At 61.7% G+C, this 18,050-nt stretch carries 15 protein-coding genes and 1 pseudogene; 9 read left to right on the forward strand and 7 right to left on the reverse strand.

What is annotated here, in order from left to right:
• Window positions 1-93: 93 nt before the first annotated feature.
• Complete coding sequence (locus tag QRN33_RS00690) at window positions 94-579, reverse strand: YajQ family cyclic di-GMP-binding protein (protein ID WP_042607296.1); 486 nt, start codon at window positions 577-579, stop codon at window positions 94-96.
• A 140-nt stretch (window positions 580-719) separates the two neighbouring features.
• Between QRN33_RS00690 and QRN33_RS00695 the strand changes: the two genes are divergently transcribed.
• Genes QRN33_RS00695 through QRN33_RS00705 form a run of 3 tightly spaced genes read left to right on the forward strand, consistent with a single transcriptional unit; the run spans window position 720 to window position 4,307 of the window.
• Window positions 720-1,637: a putative 2-dehydropantoate 2-reductase gene (locus QRN33_RS00695; protein ID WP_123418861.1), complete on the forward strand. Its 918-nt coding sequence runs from the start codon at window positions 720-722 to the stop codon at window positions 1,635-1,637.
• Between the two features lie 45 nt (window positions 1,638-1,682).
• Window positions 1,683-3,719: a sensor histidine kinase gene (locus tag QRN33_RS00700; RefSeq protein WP_042607298.1), complete on the forward strand. Its 2,037-nt coding sequence runs from the start codon at window positions 1,683-1,685 to the stop codon at window positions 3,717-3,719.
• A 3-nt stretch (window positions 3,720-3,722) separates the two neighbouring features.
• Window positions 3,723-4,307, forward strand: coding sequence for a cob(I)yrinic acid a,c-diamide adenosyltransferase (locus tag QRN33_RS00705; RefSeq protein ID WP_285406052.1), 585 nt, complete (start codon window positions 3,723-3,725; stop codon window positions 4,305-4,307).
• A 111-nt stretch (window positions 4,308-4,418) separates the two neighbouring features.
• On the opposite strand, the gene QRN33_RS00710 is transcribed toward QRN33_RS00705, so the two are convergent.
• From QRN33_RS00710 to secA, 4 genes are all read right to left on the reverse strand, one after another.
• Window positions 4,419-5,366, reverse strand: a complete 948-nt coding sequence (locus tag QRN33_RS00710) for a Nudix family hydrolase (protein ID WP_285406055.1) — start codon at window positions 5,364-5,366, stop codon at window positions 4,419-4,421.
• The gene (locus tag QRN33_RS00715; protein WP_083353445.1) at window positions 5,363-5,995 is read right to left on the reverse strand and encodes a glutathione S-transferase family protein; all 633 of its coding nucleotides are present in this window, start codon (window positions 5,993-5,995) and stop codon (window positions 5,363-5,365) included. The genes QRN33_RS00710 and QRN33_RS00715 overlap by 4 nt, the downstream gene beginning before the upstream one ends.
• A 159-nt stretch (window positions 5,996-6,154) precedes the next feature.
• A complete protein-coding gene (argJ, locus tag QRN33_RS00720) occupies window positions 6,155-7,372 on the reverse strand; it encodes a bifunctional glutamate N-acetyltransferase/amino-acid acetyltransferase ArgJ (protein WP_285406061.1) in 1,218 nt (405 codons plus the stop codon).
• A 122-nt stretch (window positions 7,373-7,494) separates the two neighbouring features.
• Complete coding sequence (gene secA, locus QRN33_RS00725; RefSeq protein ID WP_042607303.1) at window positions 7,495-10,236, reverse strand: preprotein translocase subunit SecA; 2,742 nt, start codon at window positions 10,234-10,236, stop codon at window positions 7,495-7,497.
• A gap of 307 nt (window positions 10,237-10,543) precedes the next feature.
• Here secA and QRN33_RS00730 point away from each other — a divergent pair, with 307 nt between their 5' ends.
• Complete coding sequence (locus QRN33_RS00730) at window positions 10,544-10,999, forward strand: DUF721 domain-containing protein (protein WP_042607304.1); 456 nt, start codon at window positions 10,544-10,546, stop codon at window positions 10,997-10,999.
• Between the two features lie 90 nt (window positions 11,000-11,089).
• On the opposite strand, the gene QRN33_RS00735 is transcribed toward QRN33_RS00730, so the two are convergent.
• Window positions 11,090-12,574, reverse strand: a complete 1,485-nt coding sequence (locus QRN33_RS00735) for a helicase HerA-like domain-containing protein (protein ID WP_285406064.1) — start codon at window positions 12,572-12,574, stop codon at window positions 11,090-11,092.
• 186 nt (window positions 12,575-12,760) lie between these two features.
• On the opposite strand from QRN33_RS00735, the pseudogene QRN33_RS26660 reads away from it, so the two are divergent.
• The 5 genes and pseudogenes from QRN33_RS26660 to gpgF form a co-directional block, all read left to right on the forward strand.
• Window positions 12,761-13,792: pseudogene (locus QRN33_RS26660) on the forward strand (HAMP domain-containing protein); the annotation flags it as partial.
• Between the two features lie 93 nt (window positions 13,793-13,885).
• Window positions 13,886-14,650: a methyl-accepting chemotaxis protein gene (locus tag QRN33_RS26665; protein ID WP_425375757.1), complete on the forward strand. Its 765-nt coding sequence runs from the start codon at window positions 13,886-13,888 to the stop codon at window positions 14,648-14,650.
• Window positions 14,651-15,014: 364 nt separating this feature from the next.
• Window positions 15,015-16,127 (forward strand): N-acetylglucosaminyl phosphatidylglycerol synthase, encoded by a 1,113-nt coding sequence (gpgS, locus tag QRN33_RS00745; protein WP_065616981.1) that lies wholly within the window; start codon window positions 15,015-15,017, stop codon window positions 16,125-16,127.
• A complete protein-coding gene (gene gpgD / locus QRN33_RS00750) occupies window positions 16,120-16,890 on the forward strand; it encodes an N-acetylglucosaminyl phosphatidylglycerol deacetylase (protein ID WP_285406070.1) in 771 nt (256 codons plus the stop codon). Before gpgS ends, gpgD begins: the two co-directional genes overlap by 8 nt.
• Window positions 16,887-17,885: a glucosaminyl phosphatidylglycerol flippase gene (gpgF, locus tag QRN33_RS00755; protein ID WP_285406073.1), complete on the forward strand. Its 999-nt coding sequence runs from the start codon at window positions 16,887-16,889 to the stop codon at window positions 17,883-17,885. Before gpgD ends, gpgF begins: the two co-directional genes overlap by 4 nt.
• Here gpgF and QRN33_RS00760 read toward each other — a convergent pair.
• On the reverse strand, window positions 17,869-18,045 hold the full coding sequence (locus QRN33_RS00760; protein ID WP_173867350.1) for a hypothetical protein: 177 nt from the start codon (window positions 18,043-18,045) through the stop codon (window positions 17,869-17,871). The genes gpgF and QRN33_RS00760 overlap by 17 nt on opposite strands.
• Window positions 18,046-18,050 lie beyond the last annotated feature (5 nt).

The following is an 18,050-nucleotide window of genomic DNA, read 5'->3' on the forward strand; positions in this document are numbered from 1 at the left end:
CTGCTCGCGAATGCGGTGTGTCAGTCAACTCATCGCTGAATGAAACACCGCATTCGCGAGCAGGCTCGCTCCCACACAGCATTCAGACCAGGCTTAGTCGCGGAAGTTGTTGAACTGCAGCGGCATGCCGAATTCCTTCGCACGCAGGGCCGCGATGGCTTCCTGGAGGTCGTCGCGCTTCTTGCCCGTTACACGCACCTGCTCGCCCTGAATGGCAGCCTGGACCTTGAGCTTGGCCTCCTTGATGTGGCCGACGATCTTCTTCGCCAACTCTTTATCGATGCCTTCCTTGAGAATGGCGTCCTGCTTCATCAGTTTGCCGGAAGCGTAAGCCTCCTTGACCTCGAGGCACTGCACGTCGATCTTGCGCTTGGTCAGCGCCAGCTTGAGGATTTCGATCATCGCTTCGAGCTGGAAAGCGGCTTCGGCGGTGAGGCTGACGGTCAGGTCTTTTTCCTTGAACTCGAAGCTGCCTTTGCCTTTCAGGTCATAACGACGATCGAGTTCCTTCACGGCGTTCTCGACCGCGTTGGTAAGTTCGTGTTTGTCCAGTTCGGATACCACGTCGAACGACGGCATGTAATCTCTCCAATAAAAAGGCGCGCTCGATGTGGAGGGAGCGCGCTTGGCTTGCGGTTAAAATCGGGCTCATTATAACGGGTCTTTTCCTACCGATACGGCGAGCCGCACATGCCTGCAAGCAATCGAGCAAAAAACTGATGTCGACCATCTGGCATGTCTTGGGCGCCGGCAGTCTCGGCACACTCTGGGCGACACGGCTGGCCCGCGCCGGCTTGCCCGTGCGACTGATCCTGCGCGACCCGTCACGCTTGCGCAGCTATGCAGCTGGTGGCGGATTAACCCTGGTAGAAAACGGACAAGCTCATACCTATGCAGTTCCCGGCGAAACCCCGGACAGCCCCGAGCCGATTCGCCGTCTGCTGGTCGCGTGCAAGGCCTATGACGCCGAAGAGGCCGTCGCCCGCCTCGCTTCACGCCTCGCTCCGGATGCCGAATTGATCCTCCTGCAAAACGGTCTGGGCAGTCAGGACGCCGTTGCCGCGCGGGTGCCGCAAGCGCGCTGCATCAGCGCATCCAGCACCGAGGGCGCGTTTCGCGATGGCGATTGGCGGGTGGTGTTCGCCGGCCACGGTTTCAACTGGCTGGGCGATATCGGCAATCCGCTGGCACCGGTCTGGCTCGACGATCTGCAAGCGGCAAATATTCCCCATGAATGGAGCGCCGACATCCTCACTCGGCTGTGGCGCAAACTGGCGCTGAACTGCGCGATCAACCCGCTGACCGTGCTCCACGACTGCCGTAACGGCGGCCTGACAGCGCATCACTGCGAGGTCGCTACGCTCTGCGCCGAACTGACTGAACTGCTCGAACGCTGTGGTCAGCCGACAGCGGCAGACAATCTCCAAGCGGAGGTCGAACGGGTGATCCACGCCACCGCCGCCAATTACTCTTCGATGTATCAGGACGTCGCCAACCAGCGCCGCACCGAAATCAGCTATCTATTGGGCCACGCCTGCAAAGTCGCTGAGCGCCATCAGTTGAACCTGCCGCACCTGCACCAGTTGCAGCAACGTCTGGTCGCTCATCTGCGCAACCGTGGATTGCCCAGCGACTGAGCAGCCGCTAGGCTGACGGCTTGTTCCCCTGCTGCGATAAACCCGATGCCATTGCGCCAGCGCCTCGAAAACCTGCCGGTCGGCCAGAAACTGCTGGCCGCCCTGCTGGTGTTGTTGACCACGGTTCTGCTGGTCGCCAACCTGACCTTTATCAGCGCCGCCTACTACATTTCCCAAGAAAGCATGGCGCCACAGGCCCTGCAGACCATCGGCCGGCTGATCGCCAATCCGAGTCTGGTCAGCGACGCGCTGGAGTCGCCGCGCAGCGCCGAGCGCCTGCTCAAGGAACTCGACAGTTATTCACCGTTGCGCGCCGCTGCCCTGTACGACGGCAAGGGTGAACGTCTGGCGCAGGTGCAGCGCGGTGAAAAGCTCAGCCTGCCCGAGCGCTATCGCCATGTCGAAGCCTGGCAACTCACCGAATTTCGCAGCAATCAACTGATCACCCTGCCCCGCCCCGGTGCCGCGCCGGGGCATCTGTTGCTGGTCGCCAGCAGCGAATTGCCGATGGCGTTCTACACCGGCACCCTGACCGCCAGCCTCGGCATCCTGATCTTCAGCGTCTTGTTGTGGCTGGTGATTGCCCGGCAGATCAAACGTCTGATCACCCGCCCCATTCATCAGCTCGAGGAGCTGTCCCGCCAGGTCACCCGCGAAGAGAACTACGCGCTGCGCGCTGCACGGGGCAATCACGATGAAATCGGCAGTCTGGCCGAGGCGTTCAACACCATGCTCTCGCGCATCGAAGCCCGCGAGCAGCAGCTCAAACGCGCCCGTGATGACTCGCAAGCCGCCTACGATCAGGCGCAGGGGCTGGCCGAGGAAACCCGCCACACCAATCGCAAACTGGAGCTGGAAGTCCAGGTGCGCAGCAAGATCGAGAAGAAACTCACCGGCTTCCAGAATTACCTCAACAGCATTATCGACTCGATGCCTTCAGCGCTGATCGCCCTCGACGAGCAGCTTTACGTCACCCAGTGGAACCAGGAGGCCAGCGCGCTCTCCGGCACGCGCCTGGACGAGGCACTGAACCAGCCGATCTTCCTCGCCTTCGAACCGCTCAAGCCGTTTCTGCCGCAGCTCAAGGCTACCGTCGAGCAGCACACCGTGGCGAAAGTCGATCGGGTGACCTGGTTCAAGGACGATGAACCGAAACATTACGCGCTGACGTTTTATCCGCTGATGGGCGGTGCCGGGCGTGGCGTGGTGATCCGTATCGACGACATCACCCAGCGCCTGTCGCTGGAAGAAATGATGGTGCAGTCGGAGAAGATGCTCTCGGTCGGTGGCCTTGCTGCTGGCATGGCCCATGAAATCAACAACCCGCTCGGCGCGATCCTGCACAACGTGCAGAACATCCGTCGGCGGCTGTCGGCGGATCTGCCGAAGAACATCGAAACCGCCGAACAACTGGGCATCGAACTGGATGCCGTCAACCGGTACCTGCAGGGCCGCGAAGTCCCGCAATTGCTCGATGGCATTCAACAGGCGGGCGCCCGCGCGGCGAAGATCGTCACGCACATGCTCAGCTTCAGCCGTCGCAGCACCCGGCAGATGGCGCCGTGCGATCTGCCGGCGCTGATCGATCAGGCGGTGGAAATCGCCGGCAACGACTTCGATCTGGCGATTGGTTTCGACTTCAAGGGTCAAGCGATCATCCGCCAGTTCGATCCGGCACTGGGGCCGGTGCCGGGCACCGCCAACGAGCTGGAACAGGTGCTGCTCAATCTGCTGAAAAACGCCGCCCAGGCGATTCATCAGCGCGAAGACGACAGCGAACCGGGACGGATCATTTTGCGCACCAGACTCAATCCGCCGTGGGCCGAGATTCAGGTCGAGGACAACGGCATCGGCATGAGCGAGAACGTGCGCAAGCGTACCTTCGAGCCGTTCTTTACCACCAAGGAAATCGGCCAGGGCACCGGCCTTGGCTTGTCGGTGTCGTACTTCATCATCACCAACAACCACAAAGGCCAGATGGAAGTGCAGTCGGCGCCCGGCCAGGGCACTTGCTTCACCCTGCGTCTGCCGCTGGTACAACCGGCGCCGTTGACCGCCGAAACCAATTCACTACCGAGGTAACCCATGGGCTTTCGCTTGTCGAAGATCTACACCCGCACCGGCGACAAAGGCGAGACCGGCCTCGGTGACGGCCGTCGCGTCCCCAAGGATCACCCGCGCATCGAGGCGATTGGCGAGGTCGATACGCTGAACAGTCAGGTCGGCGTGTTGCTGGCGGGTCTGCTCGCCGAGCGTGAAGTGCATCCGGGGCTCAACGAGATCATTGAGGTGTTGGCGCCGTGTCAGCACCGCTTGTTCGATCTTGGCGGCGAACTGGCGATGCCGGCGTATCAGGCGCTGAACGAGACGGAAATCCAGCGGCTGGAAGCGGCGATCGATGTCTGGAATGAAGAGCTGGGGCCGCTGGAAAACTTCATCCTGCCCGGCGGCTCGATGTTGATTGCGCAAGCGCATGTCTGCCGCAGTCTGGCGCGCAGCGCCGAGCGCCGGTGTCAGCATTTGAACGCGATCGAACCGTTGGCCGGGGTTGGCCTGGCGTATATCAATCGGTTGTCGGATTTGCTGTTTGTCGCGGCGCGATTGATTGCGCGGCGGCAGGGGATTGCCGAGATTTTGTGGCAGCCGGCGGCAAAACCTGAAGATTTGTAGTGTTTGAAAATAAGCTATCGCGAGCAGGCTCACTCCTACAGTGACCGTATTTCTTCAGTTGAAACGCGGTCATTGTAGGAGTGAGCCTGCTCGCGATAGGGCCAGTAGCCGCTATACAGATTCAGGCCAGAACGCCCGAATCCCCGCCACACCCTGAGCCCCGACACCCCAAGCCTTCTCACGCTCCGCCGGGCCAACCCCGCCCAACAAAAACACCGGTTTGCTAAAACCGTCAATCAACGCCTCAGCCTGCTCCCAGCCCAACGGCTGTGCATCCGGGTGCGTAAGCGTCGGCTGCACCGGCGACAGGGTGACGAAGTCGACGCCCATCTGCTCCGCCAGCGCCAATTCCTCAGCGTTATGGCACGACGCCGCGAGCCAGCGCTCCGCCGGCAACGGACGCCCTGCCGCCGCGTATTTACGCAGCTGGGCGGCGGTGATGTGCCAGCCCGCCGACGGGAAATCGCCGAGCCACTCGAACGGCCCCTTGATCATCAACTGCGCCTTGCCCGCGCACAGCCCCACGGCATCCACCGCCAGATCACGGTATTTCGGGTCGTAGCCATTCGGTGCGCGCAGCTGGATCAATTTGATGCCGCCAGCAATCGCCTTCTGGATGCCGCGCAACAACGCCGGGCCTTCGAGATCTTCCGGGGTGATCAGGTATTCGGCAGGCAAACGCGCCGCCGCGACGATTGGCTGGTTAGCCGCCGGGAATTCATAGTTGACCAGCTCTCTGGCGCTGACCCAGGCCAGTGGCTGGCCTTCAGCACCGTGGGGTTCGCCGCTGAATGCCGAGACTTCCCAGACATCCAGCAACACCTGTTTGTCCGGGTAGTCGTGGCGAACCTTGATCAACGGCCGGGCAGCATCAACGACGATGCCCAGCTCTTCGTGCAGCTCGCGAGCCAGTGCCGATTCGACTGATTCGTCAGCCTCGACCTTGCCACCGGGAAATTCCCACAAGCCGCCCTGGTGTTGAGTGTCGGCACGGCGGGCGATAAGGATTTTGCCGGCGCCGTCACGAATGACGGCAGCGGCGACGTGGACGCGTTTCACGGATTCAATTCCTCCAGTCCAGCCTTTTGCCACGCTTTGAAGGCGGGCCATTGGTAGACGGTTTCAACATAAGCTTCGTCGATCGCAGGCAGCTTCACCTGATAGGTGCGCAGGCGCACGGCGATCGGCGCGAAAAAGGCATCGGCGAGGCTGACCCGCCCGAACAGGTATGGCCCCTCTTCCGTTGCCGCCGCACGGCATTCGGCCCAGAGCGCGAGCATGCGTTCGATATCGACCTTCACTTCTGGCGGCACCGGGTTCAGCGGCGCGTCCTGGCTGAGGTTGAACGGCATGTGGTTGCGCATGGCGAAGAAACCGCTGTGCATTTGTGCGCAGGCCGAGCGGGCCTGGGCGCGGGCGAAGGTATCGCTCGGCCAGAGCTGCTCGGACGGAAACTGCTCCGCGAGGTATTCAGCGATGGCCAGCGAATCGGCGATGGTGCCGCGGGTGGTCTGCAGCAGCGGCACCTTGCCGGTCGGCGAATGCTTGAGCAGGCGTTCGCGGGTGTCGGGCTTGCCGAGTTTGATCAGCTCTTCGCTGTAGGGTGCGCCGGTCAGCTCCAGCGCCAGTGCCGCACGCAGTGACCAGGAGGAAAGCAGTTTGTCGCCGATGATCAGGTGCAGGGACATGGTGTGGCGCCTTTTCGTCAGAGGGAAAACTCTAATTTTGTAGTGTCCGGACTGGCGCTATCGCGAGCAGGCTCACTCCTACAGTGGATGTGTGAAACGACACATATCTCTGTGGGAGCCAGCCTGCTGGCGATGCAGGCGACTCGGTCCCAGGCTGGATCAGGTGCGGTATTCAGCGTTGATCTTCACGTATTCATGCGACAGGTCGGTGGTCCAGATGGTTTCGCTGCAATCGCCGCGACCCAGTTCAATGCGGATGGTGATTTCTTCCTGCTGCATCACTGCCGAGCCCTGAGCTTCAGTGTAGGTGGCCGCACGGGCGCCACGGCTGGCGATGCACACGTCGCCGAGGAATACGTCGATCTTGCTCACGTCCAGGTCCGGCACACCGGCGCGGCCCACGGCGGCGAGGATGCGCCCCCAGTTCGGGTCGGAGGCGAACAGCGCGGTCTTGATCAGCGGCGAGTGCGCCACGGTATAGCCGACGTCCAGGCATTCCTGGTGGTTGCCGCCGCCATTCACTTCGACAGTGACAAACTTGGTCGCACCTTCGCCGTCACGCACGATGGCCTGCGCCACGTCCATGCACACTTCGAACACCGCTTGTTTGAGCTTGGTGAACAGCTCGCCTTCTGCGCGGGTGATTTCCGGCAGCGCGGCTTTGCCAGTGGCGATCAGCATGCAGCAGTCGTTGGTCGAGGTGTCGCCGTCGATGGTGATGCGGTTGAACGACTTGTTGGCACCGTCGAGCATCAGGTTGTGCAGCACGTCGCGGGAGACTTTGGCGTCGGTGGCGATGTAACCCAGCATGGTTGCCATGTTCGGACGAATCATGCCGGCGCCTTTGCTGATGCCGGTGACGGTGATGGTCACGCCGTCATGCTCGAACTGGCGGCTGGCGCCCTTCGGCAAAGTATCGGTGGTCATGATGCCGGTGGCAGCAGCTTCCCAGTTGCTTTCCGACAGGTCGTCCAGCGCGGCTTGCAGTGCGCCTTCGATTTTCTCGACCGGCAGCGGCTCGCCGATCACGCCCGTGGAGTACGGCAGGATCTGGCTGGCGTCGACGCCGGTCAGCTCAGCCAGCCTGGCAGTGGTGCGCTCGGCGGCGGCCAGGCCTGGTTCGCCGGTGCCGGCGTTGGCGTTGCCGGTGTTGGTCAGCAAGTAACGCACAGCGTTGTTCACGCGTTTTTTCGCCAGGATCACCGGCGCGGCGCAGAACGCGTTCAGGGTGAACACGCCAGCCACGGTCGAACCTTCAGCGCAGCGCATCACCACCACATCCTTGCGCCCCGGGCGCTTGATGCCGGCCGAGGCGATACCGAGTTCAAAACCGGCAACCGGGTGCAACGTTGGCAAAGGACCAAGACCAACAGCCATGAATGCGCTCCTTACTCAATGATGTCAGCACCGCCACGGGAAAGGACGGTGGGATAAATGGCAAAACGCCGCGACGGCAGGAGCCGGTCGCGGCGCGGGGTGTTCAGCGATTGAAACGGGTTTTACTGGATCTGCCCGTGGCAATGCTTGTATTTCTTGCCCGAACCGCAGAAGCACAGTTCGTTGCGGCCCAGCTTCTGCTCATTGCGAACCGGGGCAGCGGCGGTGGCCAGCGCCACATCGACCTCTTCACCCAACGCTTCCGGCTGATCCAGCCCAGGGGCTTCGGCGTGCTCGAACTGCATGCGCGCCGCCAGTGCTTCGGCTTCCTGACGCAGGCGCTGCTCTTCGGCTTCCGGATCTTCGCGGCGGACCTGAACGTGCGAGAGCACGCGGATCGAGTCGCGCTTGATCGAATCGAGCAGCTCGGAGAACAGGGTGAACGACTCGCGCTTGTATTCCTGCTTCGGGTTCTTCTGCGCATAACCACGCAAGTGAATGCCGTGACGCAGGTGATCCATGGTCGACAGGTGGTCTTTCCACAGGTCGTCGAGTACGCGCAGGACGATCTGCTTCTCGAACGAGCGCAGCGCCTCGGCACCGGCCTGGTCTTCTTTCTCGTTGTACGCCGCCATCAGCTCGGTCATGAGCTTCTCGCGCAGGGTTTCTTCGTACAGGTGATCGTCTTCGTCGAGCCATTGCTGGATCGGCAGCTTCACGCCGAAATCGCTTTCGATGGACGCTTCCAGACCGGCCACGTCCCACTGCTCTGGCAGCGATTGCGGCGGAATGTGCGCGCTGACGGTGGCGTTGAGCACGTCCTGACGGAAGTCAGCGATGGTTTCACCGATGTTGTCAGCGGCCAGCAACGTGTTACGCATGTGATAGATCACTTTACGCTGTTCGTTGTTGACGTCGTCGAACTCGAGCAATTGCTTGCGGATGTCGAAGTTGCGGCCTTCAACCTTGCGCTGCGCCTTCTCGATCGCGTTGGTCACCATGCGGTGCTCGATCGCTTCGCCCGGCTGCATGCCCAGGGCTTTCATGAAGTTCTTCACCCGGTCAGAGGCGAAGATGCGCATCAGGCTGTCTTCCAGCGACAGGTAGAAGCGGCTCGAACCGGCATCGCCCTGACGGCCGGCACGGCCACGCAGCTGGTTGTCGATACGGCGCGATTCGTGACGCTCGGAAGCGATTACCTGCAAGCCGCCGGATTCCAGCACTTGCTGGTGACGCTTCTGCCAGTCGGCCTTGATCTGGGCGATCTGCTCAGGGGTCGGGTTTTCCAGCGAAGCGACTTCCACTTCCCAGTTGCCGCCCAACAGGATGTCGGTACCACGACCGGCCATGTTGGTGGCGATGGTCAGCGCACCCGGACGACCGGCCTGAGCGATGATTTCGGCTTCTTTCTCGTGGAACTTGGCGTTGAGAACCTTGTGTTCGATGCCTTCTTTGACGAGCAATGCGGACATGTGCTCGGAAGTCTCGATGGTCGCGGTACCCACCAGCACCGGACGACCGGCGGCCATGCTTTCCTTGATGTCCGCCACGATTGCCGCGTATTTCTCTTCGGCGGTGAGGAACACCAGGTCGTTGTAGTCTTTACGCGCCAACGGTTTGTTCGGCGGGATGACCATGACTTCCAGACCATAGATCTGGTGGAATTCGAACGCTTCGGTGTCGGCGGTACCGGTCATGCCGGACAGCTTGGTGTACAGACGGAAGTAGTTCTGGAAAGTCGTCGAGGCCAGGGTCTGGCTCTCGGCCTGAATGTTCAGGCCTTCCTTCGCTTCGATCGCCTGGTGCAGGCCTTCGGACAGACGACGACCCGGCATGGTCCGGCCGGTGTGCTCGTCGACCAGTACGACCTGGCCGTCCTGCACGATGTATTCGATATTGCGGTTGAACAGTTTGTGCGCACGCAGACCGGCATAGACGTGGGTCAGCAGACCGAGATTGTGCGCCGAGTACAGGCTCTCGCCTTCGGCCAGCAGGCCGACGCGGGTGAGCATGTCTTCGATGAACTGGTGACCGGCTTCGTTGAGCTCGACCTGACGGGTCTTTTCGTCAACGGTGTAATGTCCGGCCTTGGTGACCTGGCCTTCGACTTCCTCGACGTGCAGTTCCAGCTGCGGGATCAGTTTGTTGATCTCCATGTACAGCTTGGAGCTGTCCTCGGCCTGACCGGAAATGATCAGCGGGGTACGCGCTTCGTCGATGAGGATGGAGTCGACTTCGTCGATCACGGCAAAGTTGAGTTCGCGCTGGAATTTTTCATCCATGCTGAACGCCATGTTGTCGCGCAGGTAGTCGAAACCGAATTCGTTGTTGGTGCCGTAGGTGATGTCGGCGGCGTAGGCGGCACGCTTCTCTTCCGGCGGCTGGAACGGCGTCACGACGCCGACGGTCAGGCCGAGGAATTCATACAGCGGGCGCATCCAGTTGGCGTCACGGCGGGCCAGGTAGTCGTTCACCGTCACAACGTGCACGCCCTTGCCGGACAATGCGTTGAGGTAAACACCCAAAGTGGCCACGAGGGTCTTGCCCTCACCGGTGCGCATTTCGGCGATCTTGCCTTCGTGCAAGGTCATGCCGCCGACGAGTTGCACGTCGAAGTGGCGCATGCCCATCACGCGTTTGCCGGCCTCGCGGGCTACGGCAAAGGCTTCCGGCAACAGCTTGTCGAGGGTTTCCCCTTTGGCGATACGGGCCTTGAACTCGGCGGTCTTGGCACGCAATTGATCGTCCGAAAGGGCCACCATTTGCTCTTCGAAGGCATTGACGAGCTGCACCGTCTTGAGCATGCGTTTGACTTCACGCTCGTTCTTGCTTCCAAAAAGTTTCTTTAACAAAGGCGCAAACATATCGGCAGGATCTTCCACACTAAAGGGATGGAGGGCGGCCCCGTGAGTCGCCCGTGCAGCCCTCATGGCCGCATGCGAACGAGCATTCTACCCGGAAACGGTGGTGAGGAAAGTGGCGATGTTCCACGATGCTGGCACTGCGCTTTGACGGGGCTCACTTAAAATAGGGGCGTTTTGCTCAACTTCAACCCGTCGGGGAAAGAAGTCAGGCGTTGATTTAATGAGCAAAGCAGGGACAAAAGCAATGGGCCAGTGGTTCCACAGCTTTCTGCTAACATGGCGCCTCTGTTACTTCAGGTGTTCGATCATGGCGTTTCGCCCTCTCACGGCCAGAGCACCCGCCGTCCTGTTACGCGAAGCCAGGCCGCTCAAAGCCATCCTCGGCCATGCCCAGCGCCTCGAGCATTTGCAGCGCCTGCTCGAAAGCCAGCTGCAACCGGCCGCCCGCGAGCATTGCCGGGTAGCCAAGTGGCGCGAAGGCGAACTGTCGCTGGTGGTCACTGACGGTCACTGGGCCACGCGCCTGCGCTACCAGCAAAAACGCCTGCAACGGCAGCTGCAATTGTTCGAAGAGTTCGCCAGCCTGACGCGGATCAAATTCAGTGTGCGCCCGCCGATCGTCCAGCATCGGGCGACTGGGCACACGATGGATTTGTCGAGCAGCGCGGCGGAGACGATTCAGTCGACGGCCGACGGGATCAGCGATCCGGGATTGCGCGCGGCGCTGGAGCGGTTGGCGGCGCATGCCAAGGGTAAAGCCTGAAGCAAAATCAAAAGATCGCAGCCTTCGGCAGCTCCTACAGAATGAATGCATTTCAACTGTGGGAGCTGCCGAAGGCTGCGATCTTTGCTTTTAGCGGCGCTTGCTGCCGCCGAGCAGCGACCCCATCAACCCGCGCACCAACTGCTTGCCGAGGTTATTGGCCGCCTGGCGCATCGCCGATTTCAGCGCCTGCCCTGCCGCCGTGCCGAGGAATTCCCCCGCGCGATCAGCGAGGCTTGGCTCTTCAGCCTGTTTACCTGCCGGCGTTTCGGCCTCAGGCGCCAGCCCTTTGCGGCCCATCAGGATTTCATAGGCCGACTCACGATCGATCGGCTTGTCATAGCGGCCCCTGAACGGCGAGCCGGCGATCAGCATTGTGCGTTCGGTTTCGGTCAACGGCCCGATCCGCGATTGCGGCGGCGCCACCAGCACGCGCTGGACCATTTCCGGCGTGCCCTTGTCGGTCAACGTCCCGACCAGCGCCTCGCCAATGCCCAGTTCGGTCAGCACCGACAGGCTGTCGAATGCCGGATTCGGCCGAAAACCGTCCGCCACGGCGCGCAGGGATTTCTGCTCTTTCGCGGTAAATGCGCGCAGACCATGCTGAATGCGCACGCCCAACTGCGCCAGCACATCGTCCGGCAGATCCGCCGGCGATTGGGTGACAAAGTAAACCCCCACACCTTTGGATCGGATCAAACGCACCACTTGCTCCAGACGTTCCTGCAAAGCCTTGGGCGTGTCGCCGAAGAGCAAATGCGCCTCGTCGAAAAACAGCGCCAGCAGCGGCTTTTCGGCGTCGCCGCGTTCGGGCAGTTGCTCGAACAACTCGGCCAGCAGCCACAGCAGGAACGTTGCGTAAACCTTCGGCGCCTCGTGCACCAGCCGGCTGGCGTCGAGCAGATGGATGCGGCCACGGCCATCCGCGCCCGGTTGCAGAATGTCCTCGAGTTGCAGCGCCGGCTCGCCGAACAGCGCTTCGGCGCCCTGCTGTTCCAGCGTCGCCAAGCGGCGTAACAGTGCCTGGCTGGAACCGGTGGTCATCAGCGCCGCGTCTTCGCCGAGCAACTGCGGGTTGTCCTTGAGGTGATTGAGCAGCGCTTTCAGATCCTTGAGATCCAGCAGCAACAGCCCTTCGCGATCCGCCACTTTGAAGGCCGCGTAAAGCGCCGACTGCTGACTGTCGGTCAGCTCGAGCAGGCTGCCGATCAGCAACGGGCCCATTTCGCTCAGGGTGGTGCGCAGCGGATGACCGGATTCACCGTGGATGTCCCACAGCGTGACGGGATAAGCCTGGGGCGTGTGACCGAGCCACGGCATGCCGGCAATGCGCTCGGCCACTTTGCCCTGCGGGTTGCCAGCGGCGCCGAGGCCGCACAGGTCGCCCTTGATGTCGGCGGCGAACACCGCCACGCCAGCATCGCTGAACGCTTCGGCCAGACGCTGCAACGTCACGGTTTTACCGGTGCCGGTGGCGCCGGCGATCAGTCCGTGGCGGTTGGCCAGGCGCATGGCCTGAGCAATGGGTTGCGCGGCCGGATCAGCGCCGATAACGAGTTGCAAGGAGTCAGGCATTTTCTCACCCAATGGTTAATCTTTGATGACACATGGCCGATACATAAATTGGACAGACCCGTCAGAAATTCGGGTCGGACATTTCCCTAAGGAGAGCCGGAAATTTCAGTTTTTCAACCTTGCCCATAGTGCGCGCCCCTATCAAAGCACGCCCAGGACATTAAGACCTTAGCGGAACCCCAAGCCATGAACAAAAACCTGCGCTTCAGCCATAAGATTTTGCTTGCCGCCGCCCTCATCGTCATTGCCGCTTTCGCCTCGTTCACGTTGTACAACGATTGGCTGCAGCGCAATGCGATCCGCGATGATCTCAATAACTACCTCAATGAAATGGGCGAGGTCACTGCAGGCAATATCCAGACCTGGCTCAGCGGGCGCATCTTGCTGATCGAGAACGCCTCGCAGAACATCGCCATCAACCCGGAACCTGCCACGGTCGCCAGCCTGCTGGAGCAGAAAAGCCTGACCTCGACGTTCATGGCCACCTACCTGGGTGATGCCACCGGGCATTTCACCATCCGCCCGGACGTGAAGATGCCGGACGGTTTCGATCCGCGCGTACGCCCTTGGTATAAAGGTGCCGAAAGCAGCAGCACGTCGACCCTGACCGAACCCTACATCGATGCCGCCACCGGCCAGTTGATCATCTCCATCGCCACCGCGTCGAAAAAGGCCGGGCAGAGCGTCGGCGTGGTCGGCGGCGATCTCAGCCTGCAATCGCTGGTCGATACCCTCGCCGCGCGGGACTTCGACGGGATGGGCTATGTGTTCCTGGTCAGCGCCGACGGCAAGATCCTCGTCCACCCGGACAAGGCTCTGGTGATGAAATCGCTCAAGGAAGCCTACCCGCAGGACACGCCGCGCATCAGCAGCGATTTCAGTGAAGTGACGGTGGATGGCAAAACCCGCATTGTCACTTTCGCTCCGATCAAAGGCCTGCCGTCGGTGAACTGGTACATCGGTCTTTCGATCGACAAGGATCAGGCCTACGCGATGCTCAGCGAATTCCGCACCTCGGCGGTGATCGCGACCATTATTGCCGTGGCGATCATCATTGCCCTGCTCGGCATGCTCATCCGTCTGCTGATCCAGCCGCTGCACGTGATGACCCGCGCCATGGAAGACATCGCCGACGGTGAAGGTGACCTGACCAAACGTCTGAACATCGTCAATAACGATGAATTCGGCATCCTCGGCACCGCGTTCAACCGTTTCGTCGAGCGTATTCACGGCTCGATCCGCGAAGTGTCCTCGGCCACCGGCCAGGTCAATGAGGTCGCCCTGCGCGTCGTTGCTGCGTCGAACTCGTCGATGTACAACTCCGACCAGCAAGCCTCGCGCACCAGCAGCGTCGCTGCCGCGATCAATCAGCTCGGCGCCGCCGCGCAGGAAATTGCCCGCAATGCCGCGCAAGCTTCGAATCAGGCCAGTGACGCACGGGGTCTGGCCGAGGATGGCCAGCAAGTGGTCGAGCGCAGCATCAAGGCGATGAATCAATTGTCGAGCATGCTCAGCGCGTCGAGCACCAACATCGAGTCGCTGAACAGCAAGACCGTCAACATCGGTCAGATTCTCGAAGTGATCACCAGCATTTCCCAGCAGACCAACCTGCTCGCGCTCAACGCTGCCATCGAGGCGGCACGTGCGGGTGAGGCAGGTCGCGGCTTTGCGGTGGTGGCCGACGAAGTGCGCAACCTTGCGCACCGCACTCAGGAATCGGCGCAACAGGTGCAGACCATGATCGAGGAGCTGCAGGTCGGCGCCCGGGAATCGGTGAGCACCATGAGCGACAGTCAGCGCCACAGCCAGGACAGCGTGGAGATCGCCAATCTCGCCGGCGAACGCCTGAACAGCGTGACCTTGCGCATTGGTGAGATCGACGGGATGAACCAGTCGGTGGCGACCGCGACTGAAGAGCAGACTGCGGTGGTAGAGTCGATCAACGTCGACATTACCGAGATCAATACATTGAACCAGGAAGGCGTGGAAAACCTGCAGGCGACCTTGCGCGCGTGCTCGGATCTGGAGCAGCAGGCTTCGCGTCTCAAGCAACTGGTGGGCAGCTTCCGCATTTAAGATCAAAAGCCTAACCCCCTCTCCCCAGCCCTCCCGAAACGTCGGACCGCCCCCAAGGGGCGAGGGGGAAAGGGAGCAGATCTTCAAGCTTTTCAATGCCTGTGTTCGACCGGATATCGCAGGACATCGCAACAATCCCAAACACCCCGATCAATTCCCTCTCCCTCTGGGAGAGGGCTAGGGTGAGGGGCTTCTGAATTCGTTACGACTCGCTCTCGCAGATCACCACAACAGGCCCAACCACCTCGGTCAATCCCCTCTCCCTCCGGGAGAGGTTAGGGTGAGGGGCGCGCGATCCCGACCGAACATCTATTCTGGATAACGGTCAACCAAGGGAGAACAACACAGCGGAGGGTTGCTCACCGTGCATATCGCCGACATCACCATGTTCTACGCGCCGGCCAGCGGAGGCGTGCGTACTTACCTCGATGCCAAACACCGTCGCCTCGGCGACCGCAACGCCATTCGCCACAGCCTGCTGATCCCCGGCGCACGACTGGGTGAACATGACGGCATTTATACGGTTCCAGCGCCCGCCCTGCCCTTCGGCAAAGGCTATCGCTTCCCGCTGCGCCTGGCGCCGTGGCGCAATGTCTTGCAGGATTTGCAGCCGGACCTGATCGAAGTCGGCGATCCCTACCTCACCGCGTGGGCGGCGCTGGATGCCCGGCGGCAGCTGGATGTGCCGGTGATCGGCTTTTATCACTCGGATCTGCCGCTGCTGGCGGGCAATCGCATGGGCCATTGGGTCACGCCGAATGTAGAGGCCTACGTCACCCGTCTCTATGGCAATTTCGACCGGGTGCTTGCGCCGAGCCAGGTCATGGCCGACAAGCTCACCGGGCTTGGCGTACGCAACGTCCATGTGCAACCGCTGGGCGTGGATCTGCATACCTTCCATCCCGACGCCCGCGACCCCGGCCTGCGTGCCGAACTGGGCATTGCCGAAGACACCCGCCTGCTGATCTTCGCCGGGCGCGGTTCCAAAGAGAAAAACCTGCCGGTGCTGCTCAAGTGCATGCAACGCCTCGGCCCGCGCTATCACCTGCTGCTGGTCGGCTCGTCGATGCCCGCTGCGGTGCCGGACAACGTCAGCGTCATCGACGAGTTCTGCCCGGCGCCAAAAGTCGCGCGGCTGATGGCCAGCGCCGATGCGCTACTGCATGCCGGTGATCAGGAAACCTTCGGGCTGGTCATCCTTGAAGCCATGGCTTGCGGCATTCCCGTGGTGGCCGTCGCCGCCGGAGCGTTTGAAGAAATCGTCAACGATTCCTGCGGCCTGCTCTGCGCGCCGAACAATCCGCAAGCCATGGCCAATGCTGTGCGCGAACTGTTCAGTCGTGGCTGTGATCGACTCGGCCGCCAGGCACGCCAACATGTCGAGCGGCACTACGCTTGGGATACCGTGGTCGACAGCCTGCTCAGCCACTACCACGCGGTGCTTGGCCATACGCTGCCACGGGTGGCCAATGGCTGAGCAAATGAAAACGGTGTGTCTGGTGTTGCATGATGTGGCGCCCTCGACCTGGGCGGATTACCAGCCGTTCGTCGAGGCCGTCGATGCGTTGGGCAATGTACCGATGACGTGGCTGGTGGTCCCGGATTTCCATCGCCACGATGCCCTCGATGCCAACCCGGCGTTTCGGCAAGTGCTCGATGCCAGGGTTGCCCGAGGCGATGAACTGGCGCTGCATGGTTACTACCACGACGATCAGGAACCCATGCCGAACACCCCGCGCGACTGGTTCATGCGTCGGGTCTACACCCATGAAGGCGAGTTCTATCGCCTGTCCCGCGAAACAGCCCTTGACCGCCTGCACGCAGGTCTGGAGATGTTTCAGCGCTACGACTGGCCGGTGCACGGTTTCGTCGCCCCGGCGTGGCTGATGAGCGACGGCACCCGTCAGGCCTTGCGCGAATTACCGCTCAGCTACACCAGCGATCCGCAACATCTTTATCGCTTGCCCGATTTCACCGCCATTGATGCACCCGGATTGGTCTGGAGCGCACGCAGCGCCTGGCGGCGCGGCGTGTCGAAAATCGTCAGCGACCAGCGTCAACAGCGCTGGCGCGACGCACCGGTGATTCGCCTGGGCCTGCATCCGGTCGACATGCGCCATCGTTTCTCTCGAGAGTATTGGTTACGCACACTGGAACGCCTGCTGGCAGACGGACGCGTGCCGCTGACCAAGATCGACTGGCTCGCCCAACAGCACGGTCAACTGGAACGCGCAGCATGAAGCGCAGCCTGTTGTTGCTGATCGGCCTGCTCGCCGCGGTGCTGATACCGGTGCTGCTTGGCGGCGGCGAAACCTGGGCACGCCTGCGCAGTTTTCCGCTGAACTGGCTGTTGATCATGTTCGGCATGATCCTGCTGTGCTGGGGCATCAACACCCTGCGCCTGCGGTTGTTGCTGGGCGATCAGCGCAAAAAGGTCGCGCCGTTGAAAAGTCTTGGCGTGGTGATGGCGGCCGAGTTCGCCTACTGCGCTACGCCCGGCGGCAGCGGCGGGCCGCTGACCATCATGGCCTTGCTGGCCCGGTGCGGCGTGCGTCCGGCGCGGGGCAGCGCGGTGTTTGCCATGGACCAGCTCAGCGATCTGTTGTTCTTTCTCTGCGCGCTGAGCGGAATTCTGATTTACGCGCTGTTCCAGCACCTGAGCGATCGCCTCGAGTGGCTGCTGACGGTCAGCGCCGTGTCGCTGTTCGGCGGCTTGTGCAGTTGCGTATTGATTGCGCGCTATCACCGGGCGTTGATTCGCCTGAGCGGCCGGCTGTTGGCGGGGATGAACGTCACGGCGCCCACTCGCCGCCGCTGGGCGCGCAAGTTGCTGCACTTTCTCGCGGCGTTTACCGATACCTTGAAACTTCCTTGGCAGACGCTGGTTCAAGTGTTTGCCCTGACCTGCGTGCACTGGCTGCTGCGCTACAGCGTCTTGTATCTGGCGCTACGCGGGCTCGGTGCCGACTTGCAGTGGGCCTGGAGTTTTCTGGTGCAGATGCTCTCGCTGGGCGCCGGCCAGTTCAGTCTGTTACCCGGCGGCGCAGGAGCGGCGGAATTGACCTCGGCCGCGCTGCTCGCGCCGATGGTGGGCAAATCCACCGCAGCGGCAGCGATCCTGATCTGGCGCGTAGTGACGTATTACTTCTATCTGCTGGTTGGCGGGCCGGTGTTCGTGTTGATGCTGGGCAAGCCGTTGCTGAAAAAGCTGATGAACGTCAGGCAGGCTTCTTAGGTTCGTCGTGCTCTTGCTGCAGCTGCTCCCACAACTCGGCGGCGCCGGGGAATTCGGTGCCGTCCTCGGGGCTCATGTCGTCGGGGTCGTAGCGACTGAGGCAACCTTCACCAAGGGTGGCAGGTGCTTTGGAGGTGGCTTTGTCCAGTGGATCGCTCATGGCTT

It is taken from the genome of Pseudomonas sp. FR229a (assembly GCF_030209115.1).
Classification (GTDB): Bacteria; Pseudomonadota; Gammaproteobacteria; order Pseudomonadales; family Pseudomonadaceae; genus Aquipseudomonas; species Aquipseudomonas moraviensis_A.

Coding starts and splice junctions, on each gene's coding strand:
- QRN33_RS00690 (WP_042607296.1), bottom strand. CDS start 579: ATGCCGTCGTTCGACGTGGTATCCGAACTGGACAAACACGAACTTACC.
- QRN33_RS26665 (WP_425375757.1), top strand. CDS start 13,886: ATGTACAACTCCGACCAGCAAGCCTCGCGCACCAGCAGCGTCGCTGCC.
- secA (WP_042607303.1), bottom strand. CDS start 10,236: ATGTTTGCGCCTTTGTTAAAGAAACTTTTTGGAAGCAAGAACGAGCGT.
- QRN33_RS00705 (WP_285406052.1), top strand. CDS start 3,723: ATGGGCTTTCGCTTGTCGAAGATCTACACCCGCACCGGCGACAAAGGC.
- QRN33_RS00760 (WP_173867350.1), bottom strand. CDS start 18,045: ATGAGCGATCCACTGGACAAAGCCACCTCCAAAGCACCTGCCACCCTT.
- QRN33_RS00695 (WP_123418861.1), top strand. CDS start 720: ATGTCGACCATCTGGCATGTCTTGGGCGCCGGCAGTCTCGGCACACTC.
- QRN33_RS00715 (WP_083353445.1), bottom strand. CDS start 5,995: ATGTCCCTGCACCTGATCATCGGCGACAAACTGCTTTCCTCCTGGTCA.
- gpgD (WP_285406070.1), top strand. CDS start 16,120: ATGGCTGAGCAAATGAAAACGGTGTGTCTGGTGTTGCATGATGTGGCG.
- QRN33_RS00730 (WP_042607304.1), top strand. CDS start 10,544: ATGGCGTTTCGCCCTCTCACGGCCAGAGCACCCGCCGTCCTGTTACGC.
- argJ (WP_285406061.1), bottom strand. CDS start 7,372: ATGGCTGTTGGTCTTGGTCCTTTGCCAACGTTGCACCCGGTTGCCGGT.
- QRN33_RS00735 (WP_285406064.1), bottom strand. CDS start 12,574: ATGCCTGACTCCTTGCAACTCGTTATCGGCGCTGATCCGGCCGCGCAA.
- QRN33_RS00700 (WP_042607298.1), top strand. CDS start 1,683: ATGCCATTGCGCCAGCGCCTCGAAAACCTGCCGGTCGGCCAGAAACTG.
- gpgF (WP_285406073.1), top strand. CDS start 16,887: ATGAAGCGCAGCCTGTTGTTGCTGATCGGCCTGCTCGCCGCGGTGCTG.